This window comes from Sporosarcina sp. P32b, assembly GCF_002743335.1.
GTDB lineage: Bacteria > Bacillota > Bacilli > Bacillales_A > Planococcaceae > Sporosarcina.
Genome location: NZ_PDZB01000015.1, coordinates 37,557 through 51,499 on the forward strand (window position 1 = coordinate 37,557; position 13,943 = coordinate 51,499).

13 protein-coding genes and 1 riboswitch are annotated in these 13,943 nt (G+C 43.6%); of the genes, 1 reads left to right on the forward strand and 12 read right to left on the reverse strand.

Going from position 1 to position 13,943, the window contains the following annotated elements:
* Positions 1-2 precede the first annotated feature (2 nt).
* The 9 genes from sufC to CSV64_RS11150 all read right to left on the reverse strand — a co-directional run bounded on the left by sufC (position 3) and on the right by CSV64_RS11150 (position 7,308).
* Positions 3-782 (reverse strand): Fe-S cluster assembly ATPase SufC, encoded by a 780-nt coding sequence (sufC, locus tag CSV64_RS11110; protein WP_099634527.1) that lies wholly within the window; start codon positions 780-782, stop codon positions 3-5.
* Between the two features lie 267 nt (positions 783-1,049).
* The gene (locus CSV64_RS11115; protein WP_099634528.1) at positions 1,050-2,231 is read right to left on the reverse strand and encodes a dicarboxylate/amino acid:cation symporter; all 1,182 of its coding nucleotides are present in this window, start codon (positions 2,229-2,231) and stop codon (positions 1,050-1,052) included.
* A 410-nt stretch (positions 2,232-2,641) separates the two neighbouring features.
* The gene (locus CSV64_RS11120; protein ID WP_099634529.1) at positions 2,642-3,499 is read right to left on the reverse strand and encodes a MetQ/NlpA family ABC transporter substrate-binding protein; all 858 of its coding nucleotides are present in this window, start codon (positions 3,497-3,499) and stop codon (positions 2,642-2,644) included.
* Between the two features lie 64 nt (positions 3,500-3,563).
* The gene (locus CSV64_RS11125) at positions 3,564-4,232 is read right to left on the reverse strand and encodes a methionine ABC transporter permease (protein ID WP_099634530.1); all 669 of its coding nucleotides are present in this window, start codon (positions 4,230-4,232) and stop codon (positions 3,564-3,566) included.
* Positions 4,225-5,250 (reverse strand): methionine ABC transporter ATP-binding protein, encoded by a 1,026-nt coding sequence (locus tag CSV64_RS11130; RefSeq protein WP_099634531.1) that lies wholly within the window; start codon positions 5,248-5,250, stop codon positions 4,225-4,227. The genes CSV64_RS11125 and CSV64_RS11130 overlap by 8 nt, the downstream gene beginning before the upstream one ends.
* A 378-nt stretch (positions 5,251-5,628) precedes the next feature.
* Positions 5,629-5,734, reverse strand: a riboswitch (SAM riboswitch).
* A 49-nt stretch (positions 5,735-5,783) separates the two neighbouring features.
* Entirely contained in the window at positions 5,784-6,083 is a 300-nt protein-coding gene (locus tag CSV64_RS11135) for a thioredoxin family protein (RefSeq protein WP_099634532.1), read from the reverse strand.
* On the reverse strand, positions 6,076-6,429 hold the full coding sequence (locus tag CSV64_RS11140; protein ID WP_099634533.1) for a toprim domain-containing protein: 354 nt from the start codon (positions 6,427-6,429) through the stop codon (positions 6,076-6,078). Before CSV64_RS11140 ends, CSV64_RS11135 begins: the two co-directional genes overlap by 8 nt.
* 62 nt (positions 6,430-6,491) lie before the next feature.
* Complete coding sequence (gene gcvH / locus CSV64_RS11145) at positions 6,492-6,872, reverse strand: glycine cleavage system protein GcvH (protein WP_029054457.1); 381 nt, start codon at positions 6,870-6,872, stop codon at positions 6,492-6,494.
* Between the two features lie 76 nt (positions 6,873-6,948).
* The gene (locus CSV64_RS11150; RefSeq protein WP_099634534.1) at positions 6,949-7,308 is read right to left on the reverse strand and encodes an arsenate reductase family protein; all 360 of its coding nucleotides are present in this window, start codon (positions 7,306-7,308) and stop codon (positions 6,949-6,951) included.
* Between the two features lie 445 nt (positions 7,309-7,753).
* Between CSV64_RS11150 and CSV64_RS11155 the strand changes: the two genes are divergently transcribed.
* A complete protein-coding gene (locus tag CSV64_RS11155; protein ID WP_099634535.1) occupies positions 7,754-7,996 on the forward strand; it encodes a hypothetical protein in 243 nt (80 codons plus the stop codon).
* Positions 7,997-8,372: 376 nt separating this feature from the next.
* Here the strand turns inward: CSV64_RS11155 and CSV64_RS11165 are convergent, their stop codons facing one another.
* The 3 genes from CSV64_RS11165 to CSV64_RS11175 are packed head-to-tail and all read right to left on the reverse strand — an operon-like array spanning position 8,373 to position 13,793.
* The gene (locus CSV64_RS11165; RefSeq protein ID WP_369823520.1) at positions 8,373-10,172 is read right to left on the reverse strand and encodes an acyl-CoA dehydrogenase family protein; all 1,800 of its coding nucleotides are present in this window, start codon (positions 10,170-10,172) and stop codon (positions 8,373-8,375) included.
* A gap of 33 nt (positions 10,173-10,205) precedes the next feature.
* Positions 10,206-11,381: an acetyl-CoA C-acetyltransferase gene (locus CSV64_RS11170; RefSeq protein WP_099634537.1), complete on the reverse strand. Its 1,176-nt coding sequence runs from the start codon at positions 11,379-11,381 to the stop codon at positions 10,206-10,208.
* Positions 11,382-11,408: 27 nt separating this feature from the next.
* Positions 11,409-13,793, reverse strand: coding sequence for a 3-hydroxyacyl-CoA dehydrogenase/enoyl-CoA hydratase family protein (locus tag CSV64_RS11175; protein ID WP_099634538.1), 2,385 nt, complete (start codon positions 13,791-13,793; stop codon positions 11,409-11,411).
* Between the last annotated feature and the right edge of the window lie 150 nt (positions 13,794-13,943).

Below are 13,943 nucleotides of genomic sequence, written 5' to 3' on the forward strand. Positions count from 1 at the left end.
TCTTATGCTTCTTGTCCAACAGTTTCGTCTTCAATACCTAGTTCATTTTTAATCCAGTCATATCCTTCAACTTCTAGTTTCTTAGCTAATTCAGAACCACCCGTTTTAACAATCTTACCTTGCATGATGATATGCACTTTATCCGGCTCGATGTAATCTAACAAACGTTGGTAGTGAGTGATAATTAAGCAACCGAAGCCTTCTCCACGCATTTGGTTGATTCCGTTAGAAACAATTTTCAATGCGTCGATATCTAGACCAGAGTCAATCTCGTCAAGTACTGCGAACTTCGGCTTTAACATCATTAGCTGGAGAATTTCATTACGCTTTTTCTCTCCACCTGAGAAACCTTCGTTCAAATAACGAGTTGCCATATCTTCTTCCATTTCAAGAACTTCCATCTTGCTATCCATTTCACGAATAAATTTCATCAAAGAAATTTCATCGCCTTCTTCACGACGTGCGTTCACTCCAGAACGGAGGAAATCTGCGTTCGTTACGCCAGTGATTTCGCTTGGATATTGCATTGCTAGGAATAGACCAGCTTTCGCACGCTCATCTACTGCCATTGCTAGTACGTCTTCTCCATCGATTGTGATCGATCCAGAAGTCACTTCATATTTCGGGTGGCCCATGATTGCTGCTGCAAGCGTAGATTTCCCCGTACCATTGGGACCCATGATTGCATGGATCTCATTTGTATTTATTGTTAAGGTAATACCCTTTAAGATTTCTTTGTCCTCAATTTGGACATGAAGATCTTTAATTTCCAAAATTGCCATTCCAATACCTCCAGTATAATCGCGTTGAATGGTTATGATCCATTCTCTATTTAGTATCATTCTAATCTTAACCCATATTCGGGTTGGTTGCAAATCTTTAAGAATCATTACACATATTGATTAATTTCGTCGCCACTACGCAGATGAGTATATTTTTCATGACTATTATTTTTCATTTGACAACTAGTGAATGAGAATCAATTAAACCTTAGTACATAAGAATTAGACGGCAAAAAAGCCGGTTAAGTAACCGACTTCTCTACTACTTTATACTTTTTTTGTGAAACGGTCGACGATCATCGCAAGCGCACCGTCACCTGTTACGTTTGTTGCTGTTCCGAAACTATCCTGCGCCAAATACAGCGCGATCATCAATGCTACCATGCTCTCATTGAAGCCTAGCATGCTCGTAAGAAGTCCAGTCGCCGCAACTACTGCGCCACCTGGTACGCCAGGTGCCGCGATCATTGCAACACCGAGCATGAAAATGAATTGCAGATAAGCTCCAAAACTAATGTCGATTCCATTCATCATCATGACTCCTACGGAACAAGAAACGATCGTAATCGTACTACCTGATAAGTGAATCGTTGCGAATAATGGTATCGCAAAGTTTGTAACCCGTTCAGAAGCACCAGTCTTTTTCGCTTGCCGAAGCGTAACAGGAATCGTAGCAGCTGAAGATTGCGTACCGATTGCTGTTAAATAAGCAGGAAGCATCGTTTTCATTAAGACAAACGGATTCTTCTTGTTCAATGTGCCTGCTACCGTGTACTGGAATGTCAGCATGATTAAATGAAGTACGATAATCATAATGAAAACAAATACAAAGACAGAAAGCACATTCGCTACTTCCCCTGTATACGTCATATTCAGGAAAATCCCGAATATATGGAATGGTAATAGTGGAATGATCACGACAGAAATAACTTTATCAATAATTAAGTTAAACTCTTCGAAAAATGACAGCATCGTCTTGCCTTTAATCGCTGCCATACCAATTCCAAGTAAGAATGCCATCAGTAGCGCAGTCATAATACCCATCATCGGATCCATTTCCATTTTGAAAAATGCTTCTCCTGCTGTACGTGCACCTTCAGCAATCTCTGTATTAGTAGATTCACGAATAAAATTCGGCAAGATAGTGGTTGCCGCAAAATACGCGAGCAATCCTGCAATAACCGTGGAACCATACGCAAAAGCAGCAGACATTCCAAGTAATTTCCCTGAACCTGCCCCAAGCTTTGCAATACTTGGTGCGATAAACGCGATGATAATCAGTGGCACGACAAAGTTCAAGAATCCACCGAATAACATATTAAAAGTAGCTGCTAAACGGACGAACCAATGCGCAACCCCTTCATGGAGCATCGGCAATAACAAACCAAGCCCGATCGCTAGCCCAATAGCGATCAGAATTCGCCAAATGAGCCCTAATTTAAACTTCACAATACGTCCTCCTCAAATACACATATGTATTACCCAAACAAAATTAACTTTATCACAAGTCGATAGAATAAAGAAGATTTTGTTTGGTTTTTATTGATATTTTTCTTGATGGGTTTGAGGTGGAGTGGTTTTGATGTTGGGTAGGGCGAATTGTTTGCGGTATTGAGCGGTTGGCGCGCTAGATTGAGCGGATAGCTTGGCACATTGATCGCTTCACGCACCTGATAGAGCGGACAAACATCGCCATTGAGCGTTTACGTGCTACATAGAGCGAATAACCCAACACATTGAGCGCTTCACGCACTTCATAGAGTAGTTAGCCCTAAATTTTGTGCAACTAATCCAAAACACCCACCACTCATACAAATAAAAAAAGCCGGCAGCTGCAATAGCTACCGGCCCTCACATGATTATTTTACTGGAACAACCGATCCAGACCATTCATTCAAAATGAAATCTTGAATTTGCTCTGAAGTTAATACTTCTACCAACGCTTTGATAGCATCGCTGTCTTCGTTACCGCTCTTCACAGCAATTACGTTAACATATGGTGATTCTTTATCTTCCAATGCGATCGAATCTTCCATTGGATTCAAGCCTGCATCGATAGCGTAGTTGGAGTTGATCAACAGTGCATCGCCTTCATCATTATTATATAGCTGAGGCATTAATGCCGCTTCGTAGTTTGCATCAAACTCCAAGTTCTTTGGATTTTCTACGATGTCGCCTACTTCAGCTTTCACTTTTTCTACGTCGTCAGCTAGCTTGATCAATCCTTTTTCTTCAAGCATTGCTAGTACACGGCCGTGGTCAGCAACAGAGTTACTGATTAAGATCGTCGCACCGTCAGGAAGTTCTTCTAGTGAATCATATTTCTTAGAATACACACCGATTGGTTCGATGTGGATGGCGCCTGCATTGACGAAATCATAGCCAAAATCAGCAATTTGGCTATCTAGATACGGAATGTGTTGGAAGTAGTTCGCGTCAATTGTACCTTCTTCTAGATCTTTATTTGGCAATACATAGTCTGTGTAACTTTCAATTGTTAAGTCATAGCCTTTTGCAGCTAATAGTGGCTTAGCTTCCTCCAAGATTACTGCGTGCGGTGTGTTAGACGCACCGACTATCAGCGACGTTTTCTCGCCTTTTTCCGCATCATCTACATCTGGTGCTCCATTATCTTTACTACCCTCGTCTTTTGTTCCGCAAGCTGCCAGTGCAAGCACTAATACAGCTGCGAATAGACCGAATAAAAACTTCTTCATGTCCACATTTCTCCCTCTCCATTATGGAATGTTTTATGGTTAACAGGTTTCCCTGAAAATCCTATTATCGCTTGTCCAAACGTTTTACAATGAAATCACCAATAAACTGAATGATAAACACGATAACTAACACTAAAATCGTCGCCATCATCGTGACATCTCCACGGTTACGCTGGAACCCTTCGAGATACGCTAGCGTACCGAGTCCTCCAGCACCGATTACTCCTGCCATCGCTGTGTAGCCAACAAGCGCAATCGACGTCACCGTAATCCCTGACACGAGTGCAGGCATGGATTCTGGCAACAAGACTTTGAAAATGATCGTAGACGTTTTGGCACCCATCGAACGTGCCGCTTCGATAACCCCTTTATCGATTTCCTGCAATGCAATTAATACCATGCGTCCGTAAAACGGAGCTGCACCAATAATTAACGCAGGCAATGCGGCATTCGGTCCACGCATACTTCCTATTAATAAATTAGTCAGCGGCAACAATAAAATGATCAAAATGATAAACGGAATCGATCGGAATATATTTACAAATGCGCCTGTAAAGACATTCGTGATTTTATTCGCCCATAACTGTCCAGGATTTGTTAAAAACAATAACAGTCCGAGTCCAATACCAAAAATAAACGTGAAGACTGTTGAGTAGGCAGACATATAAAGCGTCTCGCCCGTTGCTTGCCACATTTTATCCCAGTTAACGTTCGGGAACCATTGCTCAATCATGGACCAGCACCTCCGTCTTCACTTCATTGGCATCAAGGAAAGCAATAGCTTCCTCGATAACTGCCACGTCCCCTACTAGTTGCAAGACGAGTGTACCGTATGCGCCGTCACGTGTCGTCGAAATATTCCCTTGTACGATGTTGACGTCGATTGGGAATTTACGAATCAATTCAGCAAGTACCGGCTGCTCTGTACGTTCGCCAATGAAAGCTAGCTTGATCAACTTGCCGTGCGGTGATTCTTCCTGTAAATGCGTCATCGCCGCGTCCGTATCGCCGGTATCCGTTACTTGCGAGATGAAACGCTTCGTAATATCCGCTTGTGGGGATTGGAAAACATCCAGTACATTACCCGCCTCTACTACTTTCCCCGCCTCCATGACCGCTACGCGATGACAGATTTTGCGGATGACGTGCATTTCATGCGTAATCAAAACAATTGTTAGTCCAAGTCGTTCATTAATATCTGTCAATAAGTCCAGAATAGCATTCGTCGTTTCAGGATCTAGTGCGGACGTTGCTTCATCACAAAGCAATACTTCTGGATCATTCGCAAGCGCGCGTGCAATGCCGACACGTTGCTTCTGACCACCTGATAATTGCGATGGATACGCCTGTTCACGGCCCGTCAGTCCAACGAGATCAATCAATTCCTTCACTTTTTGCTTTCGTGCCGATTTCTTCACGCCAGCAATTTCAAGAGGAAACATAATATTTTCTTCTACCGTTCTTGACCACAGTAGATTAAAGTGCTGGAAGATCATACTAATTTTCTGACGTGCATCGCGAAGGCCAGAACCTTTTAATGTCGTCATTTCTTGCCCGTGAATCATAATACTGCCGGACGTAGGTGTTTCAAGACCATTTAATAATCGAATTAATGTACTTTTCCCTGCCCCACTGTAACCGATGACGCCGAAAATTTCTCCCTCTTCGATGGCTAATGTCACGTCATCTACCGCGACTATTTCTGAACGGTTCAATTGGAATCTTTTATGAACGTTTGTTAGTTGAATCATTTTCCGCACCACCTTGATTAAGTCTTTTTGTTGTGTTTTTTGAAAGCTACATGGCGCTTTCCGCTTTTGTTTCATCTAGCTTCAGATGCCAGCTCCTCGGGTCGTTTCGATCTTACATTCAAGGCAAAAAGCACCTTGCTTGTAAGCTCTCCAACGCCTGTCGGAGCTAAACGGCATCTTCCGCTTTTGTTTCGTCCAGCTGCAAGCGCCAGGCTCTCGGGTCGTTTCAGACTTTACAAAAAGGCAAAGTGCGCCTTTGTGGAAAGTCCTCCAACGCCTGTCGAGCCTACATGGCGCTTTCCGCTTTTGTTAATAAAAAAAGCCTTCCTGCAGACAAGCAGAAAGGCCGAACGTATATAGTTATGTACGTTACCATTTCTCTCATCTATCAAAGCGTTAGGCTTTGAGTGAATTGGCACCATTTCACATATGTGACGGTTGCCGGGCTTCATAGGGCACTTCCCTCCACCGCTCTTTATAAGAGTTACGTATTCAATTGATTAACTACTTATACCATACTTTGATTTCTTTTGTCAACTGAGCTTCTCTAGCAGATACGGGACGGATTGAAAGGCGTAAATTTTTTCTAATGGTTGTCCTTTGCGTTGAATGAGTAAACAAGGAACGCTTTCCACCTCATATTCTATTGCGATGTCTTGGACGTAATTTAAGTCCGCCTTTCCAATCGGTAGTTTCGGGCGCATTGCCTCGATCACCGTAAGCATTTTTGAAGCGACTGCACACGTTCCACACATCGGTGTATATAAATAAAAAGCGGCTACTTGCTCTGCCGCCTGTGCGCGTTGCCAGTCTTCAATTGTCCAATTATTCATGTGGTCCACCTGCCAAGTATTTGGAATGTACTTTAAAATTGGCGGCAGCTAAAATGCTAGCCAATAGTTTAATGGGTGTCGTTTCTACTTCGCGGTAGAGACGATCGGTATATAAATGTCTCGCTTCTGGATACAGTTGTTTGAACAGCTTACGAATGGACTCACCTGACGCGTCCGCATCCATAAAAACAAACAGGTCCTGCTGCTCATACGGTTCAAGCAGTTCCTCAATATGGTACGCGCTGATGGTGCCATTCGTACAAAGAATCTCTACAGGCTCGGCAAGGATCGGCACTAGCCGCTTACGATCCGAACCGCCTTCTACAATGAGAACTTTCGGGTCCATCCTGTTTCCTCCTAGCGTGTAAAAAAAGCACTGGGACGTTCCAGCGCTTTTCTTTTAGAATATTATTCAGCTGTCATTTCTTCGTACTGCTCAGCCGTCATTAACTCATCTAATTCAGCTTTGTTATCGATTTCAACTACTACCATCCATGCACCTTCGTATGGAGATTCGTTAACCAATTCAGGGCTGTCTTCAAGGTTTTCGTTCACTTCTACAACTTTACCAGTTAGTGGAGCATACAACTCAGAAACAGTTTTCACTGATTCAACACTTCCGAAAGGCTCGTCTGATTTTAATTGATCTCCAACTTGTGGAAGCTCAACGAATACGATATCCCCTAGTTCAGACTGTGCGAAATGTGTGATTCCAATACGGTATTTACCGTCTTCTTCTTTAACCCATTCGTGCTCTTCTGAATAACGTAAATCTTTTGGTGTGCTCATGTCGTTACCTCCAAAAATATAATAGTTAATCTACCTTTAGTTTGCCATAGTTCCCGCATAAAGACAAGATTCTAGATCACTTCTTCCACGTTTCTGTGAAGGTTGTTTCATTAAATCCGACGGTTACTTTTTGGTTGTCAGAAACGATTGGGCGTTTAATGAGCATCCCATCTGAAGCGAGGAGCGCGATCTTTTCGTCGTCTGTCAGGGTAGGTAGTTTGTCTTTCAAATTGAGCTCGCGATATTTCATGCCGCTTGTGTTGAAGAACTTCTTCATTTCGAGCCCGGAGTTTGCGATCATGCTACGAAGGTCGTCTTCGCTCGGTGGTTGTTCGGCAATGTTGTGTTCTTCGAATGAAATCCCCTCGTTCTCGAGCCATTTCTTCGCTTTGCGGCATGTGGTACATTTCGGATAGCCGTAGTATGTGATAGTCATAGTCGTAATCCTCCTTTTTTTTCAGTATAGCAAATAAAGGCGTGTGGGTACTAGCTAAGCGCAAGAAGAAGGTGGCATGGGGTTGGGGTAGGAATTTGCGCTTCGGAGGGGACGCGTTCTGGAGGGCGGGCGGTGAACCACACCCCTTCGCTTCGCTCGCAGGGTGTTTCACCTGTCCCGCTGATCCTCCCAGAGTCGCCCCTCCTAGTGCAAAAATGTGCTCCTAACGCTTCGCTTTTACTCGCAAAAGCCGTCCTTCGCTACGGCTCTCGCTCCAATTCCTTGCAATGTGAGTGGGTGATACTTTTTGTTGTGCATTAAAGTTAGGATTGTAATTGAACTTGAACTTGAGCCCTAGCACTTGAACTTAAATAAGTTAAAATAAAACAATTCGTTACATACAATCTACAGTGAGTGAACTAAGTACTCATACTATCAACGTAGGATGGAAGCGGAAGTTGGGGCGACTCCCGATGGATCAGCTCGAAAGGAGAGACAACCAAAAGAGAGCGCAGCGAACTGGTTGGCTCACCGAGAGCCCATGGGAAAGCGTCCCCCAACTGGAGCTTCCATCCCGAACCACTCACACTCGACACTTACACCTGAACTTGAACTTGAACTTGAACTTGCACTTGCACTTGCACTTGTACTTGTACTTGTACTTGTACTTGAACTTGAATCTGAATAAGTTAAACCACAATAACACCTAACACACTATCGGCAGTAAGTGATCCAAGTACTCGTACTCTCAATGTAGGAGGGAAGCGGAAGTTGGGGGCGAAGTGCAAAGATGTGCTCCTAACGCTTCGCTTTTACTCGCAAAAGCCGTTCTTCGTAACGGCTCTTCCCGCAGGATCAGCCCGATCAGGTGAGACAACCAAAAAGGAGCACAGCGACTTGGTTGGCTCACCGCGGGCCCATGGGAAAGCGTCCCCCAACTGGAGCTTCCATCCCGAACCACTCACAAATTCACTCACTACTCCCAAACACTCGCTTTTGAACTTAAACAATTCCAGAAACAACAAAAAACGCCCCACATTGGAGGCGTTTTGTCTAAGCTATGATTAAACGATATACTTCTCTGCTTCGATCAGCTTCACTGACGCTTCACGCTTCTTCGCAATCAAGTTATACGGATTGTTACGAGTCAACTTACGCAACGCCGAAATCATCATGCGCTGGTTGTCGCCGTCGACCGCTGCAAGCAATGTTTCTTTTGCTGCCGCTTCGATACGTCCGAACGCTTCTTGACAGAAGATCTGTGTATAAAGAAGCTTTTGGTTCTCTTTCTCTTCACCATTCTTGTTGATCGCCTTCTCCGTACGAAGCAATGCAGACTCCATACCGAATAGATCATTCGCAATATCTGCGATGTTCACAAGAATTTCTTGCTCCTGATCCAACTTCGTGCCATAACGCTGTGCTGCAAGTCCTGCAACCAAGATACCGATCTTCTTCGCGTTCTTCACAAGCGCCTTCTCTTGAGCCAATGCTTCGTCGCCCACTTCTTCCGGCATAAGCATTAACAACTCTTCTTGTAATGCTTGTGCTTGTTGAAGCAATGGTAATTCGCCTTTCATTGCTTTCTTCAAGAATGTGCCTGGAACGATCATACGGTTGATTTCATTCGTTCCTTCGAAGATACGGTTAATACGTGAGTCACGATAGATACGCTCTACTTCGTACTCAGCCATGAAGCCATAACCACCATGAATTTGAACCGCTTCGTCAGAGATGTAATCCAACACTTCTGAACCTACTACTTTATTGATAGAACATTCAATTGCGTATTCAGCAATGGAAGCCGCCACTTTTGCGCCGTCTTTTTGCTCTTCAGGGCTCATCGCCGCGTTACGCTCTTCGAAGTATCCTACTGTACGATAGATCAAGCTTTCTGTTGCGTACAACATAGAAGCCATCGTACCGAACTTTTCTTTTGTTAAGTTGAATGAAGAAATCGGTGTGTCGAACTGCTTACGCTGATTCGCATATTTGATAGCTAATTCAAGTGCACGCTTCGATCCGCCGATTGTACCTACTCCAAGCTTGTAACGACCGATGTTTAGAATGTTGAACGCGATCACGTGTCCACGACCAATTTCACCTAATAAGTTTTCAACAGGTACTTCTGCGTCTTCTAGAATCAACGTACGTGTAGAAGATGATTTGATACCCATTTTCTTCTCTTCCGGTCCTACTGAAACGCCCGGATACTCTTTTTCAACGATAAATGCTGTGAATTTGTCGCCATCTACTTTTGCGTAGACTACGAAGACATCAGCAAATGCAGAGTTCGTGATCCACTGTTTTTCACCGTTCAGTACATAGTGTGTACCTGCAGCGTTTAATTTAGCAGTTGTCTTCGCGCCTAATGCGTCTGATCCTGAGCTTGGCTCTGTCAATGCATAAGCGGAAATTTTCGCTCCACTTGCGGAGTTTGGCAAGTACTTCATTTTCTGCTCATGGTTACCGAATAATACAATCGGCAATGTACCGATTCCTACGTGCGCTCCGTGAGTGATTGAGAAGCCGCCTGCTACTGATAATTTCTCCGCAATCAATGCAGATGAAATCTTATCTAGTGCAAGTCCTTCATACTCTTCTGGAATGTCTGCTGCTAGAAGACCTAGATCTCCAGCTTTCTTCAGCAATGTTACAGAGTTCTCAAATTCATGGTTCTCTAGCTTTTCAATTAACGGTGTTACGTCATTTTTAACATACTCTTCCGTTGTTTTAGCAATCATCTTTTGCTCATCTGTGAAATCCTCTGGTGTGAAAACGCGATTAGCGTCCATATCCTCAGTTAAAAATGCCCCACCTTTTACGAATTCAGTCATAGTTGTTCCCTCCATAGCTTTAGTCATTTAATTTCCCCCTATTGTTTGTCTGTTTTATTTTTATAGAACTTCGAACACTCCAGCTGCTCCCATTCCGCCACCGATACACATCGTGACGACACCGTACTTTTTGCCTTGGCGTTTCAATTCATTAATTAATTTCAAAGTTAAAATAGTTCCTGTCGCGCCTAGTGGATGACCTGATGAAATCGCTCCACCATTGACGTTCACTTTATCCGTATCCAGTCCAAGTTCGCGAATCACTGCGAGTGACTGAGATGCGAATGCTTCATTGAGCTCGAACAGATCGATGTCTTCAATAGATAGACCTGCTAGTTTCAAAGCTTTTGGAACAGCTACAATCGGTCCAATCCCCATCACTTCTGGTGGAACGCCGCCTACTGCGAATGAAAGGAATTTTGCCATTGGCTTCAAGCCGCGCCCTTCAGCAACTTCTCGATCCATTAATAAAACCATTCCTGCACCGTCAGATGTTTGTGACGCGTTTCCAGCTGTGACAGAACCTGTCGCTGAGAAGGCCGGACGTAATTTCCCCAGAATCTCAGTCGTCGTACCTGGTCGTACGCCTTCATCCATTTCGAATAAAACCGTTTTTTCCTGATACTTGCCATCTGCATCGACAAAACGCTTCGTTACTTCAACTGGTACAATCTCATCGACAAATTTGTTTTCTTTGATTGCCGCTTGCGTACGTTTATGAGATTCAACCGCGAACGCGTCCTGATCTTCACGAGAGATGCCATACTTTTGCGCCACTTGCTCCGCTGTATGTCCCATTCCCATGTAGTATTCAGGTGCTTCTTCCGCCAGTTTAAAGTTCGGACGAATTGTATTTCCCATCATCGGGACCATACTCATCGATTCAACGCCACCCGCTAGAACTGCTTCCGAGTGACCTAGCATGATGCGTTCTGCCGCATAAGCAATCGACTGCAAACCGGATGAACAAAAACGGTTGACCGTTACAGCCGGTGTGGTATCTGGCAATCCTGCCAACGCGCCAATATTACGCGCTACGTTCATGCCTTGCTCCGCTTCTGGCATGGCACAACCGATGATTAAATCATCGATTGGTCCATCATAATTTCCTGCACGCTTCAATGTTTCCTTTATAGTCAACGCCCCTAAATCATCCGGACGTACAGTTGCCAAAGAACCTTTTCCTGCTTTTCCAATCGGTGTTCGAGCACCGGCTACAATTACTGCTTCGCGCATTCTGTTTCCTCCTTTAGCTATCTCTCATCAGTTACGTAACGGCTTACCCTTGACCAGCATATGCTGCATACGCTGCTGTGATTTCGGTTCTGCCACTAAACTCAAAAATGCTTCGCGTTCTAAATCCAGTAAGTACTGCTCATCAACACGTGTACCATACGGGATCTTCCCGCCTGACAGTACGTATGCGAGTTTCTTCGCAATCTTCAAATCATGTTCACTAATGAATCCAGAACTGAACATTCCTTCTGCTGCAAGTAATAATGTCGCATAGCCTGAATCGCCTGTTACAGGAACTTTCGCTCTCTTTGGCGCTACATAGCCAGCTTCATATAATGACAAAGCAGCTTGCTTCGCATCATAGATCAGATGATCCGGATTGACACTAATGCCGTCTGCAAAGTCGAGGAAGTTGTTCTCTCTTGCTTCTTCAGCAGATGTCGACGTTTTCGCCATCGCAATCGATTCAAATACTTTATTTGCAATATGTTGATAATCAGTAGGTACACCGTTTGGTAAACCTTTTAAGTGCTTCTGATACAAGTTGACGTTACCGCCACCACCTGGAATCAAGCCTACCCCTACTTCAACTAGTCCCATATACGTTTCCATAGATGCCTGAATATGTGCAGCTGGAAGACAAACTTCTGCTCCGCCACCTAGTGTCATCTGGAATGGCGCCGCAACAACTGGCTTGCCACTATATTTGATCTTCAACATTGCGTTTTGGAATGAACGAATGACAAAGTCGAGTTCGAAAATATTATCATCTTGTGCTTCCATTAAAATCATGCCAAGGTTTGCACCAACACAGAAGTTTTTCCCCTGATTCCCGATCACAAGTCCTTTGAAATTCTGCTCCACTTCATCTACTGCGAAGTTGATCATCTGAATGATGTCTAAACCGATAGCATTCGATTGTGAATGGAATTCAAGTAAGGCTACACCATCACCAAGGTCAATCAAGCTTGCGCCAGAGTTCTTCTTAATGACACCGTGCTTTTTCTTATACTGTTTCAAGTTGATGGCTTTCTCATTTACTTGTACAGCTTGATAGTCCGTGCCGTCGAAGTAGTACGTATCGCCATCCTCTTCTTTATAGAAAGTTTCATAGCCTTTATCAAGCAATGACTGAACGAGTTCAGGGATTTCCTTGCCTTCTTCTTTCAGCAGATCAACAGACTTCTTCACGCCGATTGCGTCCCAAATTTCAAACGGTCCTTGTGTCCAGCCGAAGCCCCATTTCATTGCGTTGTCGATCGAAACGATATCGTCTGCAATTTCACCGTGAAGTTGTGCAGCATATAGCATCGTCGGAGTTAATGTATTCCACAAGATCTCACCTGCACGATCTTTTGCATACAGTAACGTTTTCACTTTGTTAGCTAGTCCTTTTTGCTGTTTTGCCATCTCTATTGAAGGCGCTTTCATTTTCTGTGTAGGAACATATTCAAATGTCTTCATATCCAATTCCATAATGTCTCGGCCTTTTTTCACGTAGAAGCCTTGTTTTGCTTTCGCGCCGATCCAGCCATTATCGATCATTTTAGTGACGACATCAGGTAGTTCAAATGTTTTCTGCTCTTCACCCGTTGTCTGATCGTAGACGTTTTTCGCAACGTGCATATACGTATCTAGTCCCACGACATCTAATGTACGGAATGTTGCGGATGTCGGACGGCCGATTAATGTACCTGTAATCGAGTCAATTTCTCCGATTGTATAACCGCGTTCTAGCATTTCATGCAATGTCACTTGTAAACCATACGTTCCGATTCGGTTACCGATAAAGTTTGGCGTATCCTTCGCAATTACGACTCCCTTACCTAAACGATCCTCACCGAACACTGTCATGAATTCTACAACTTCAGGTGATGTGGTTTCTGTAGGAATAATCTCAAGCAATTTCAAGTATCTTGGAGGATTAAAGAAGTGTGTTCCAAGGAAGTGCTTCTGGAAATCTTCCGAACGTCCTTCTGTCATCGCTTCAATACTGATACCCGATGTATTGGATGAAATGATGGTGCCTGGCTTCCGCACACTTTCAATCTTTTCATATAAGCTCTTTTTAATATCTAAGTTTTCTACAACGACTTCAATGATCCAATCTACGTCTTTCAATTGATCCAAATGGTCCTCGAAGTTTCCTGGTGTAAGTAATGATAAACTTTTCTTCGTTGTCAGAGGTGCCGGTTTTTGTTTTAGTAATTTCTCCAATGCTGTAGCCGCAAACTTATTACGGAACTTTGGATCGTCATACGTTAATCCTTTTGCCTCGTCATCTGCACCTAATTTCGGTGGTACGATATCTAGTAAAAGTACAGGAATCCCAATATTCGCTAAGTGTGCTGCGATACCAGAACCCATAACTCCAGATCCTAAAACTGCCGCTTTTCTAATTTGATAAGTCACGTGCAATCCTCCCCTTATGTTCTTTGAATGAACGCTCATTCATTTATAGCGTAAAAAAAATACGCGTTGCCTATAATTGTTAGTATAAATCATTTGAAACTATTTCGCAATATTTATTTCATATTTAATCAGACTTTTTAAAATAAGCAA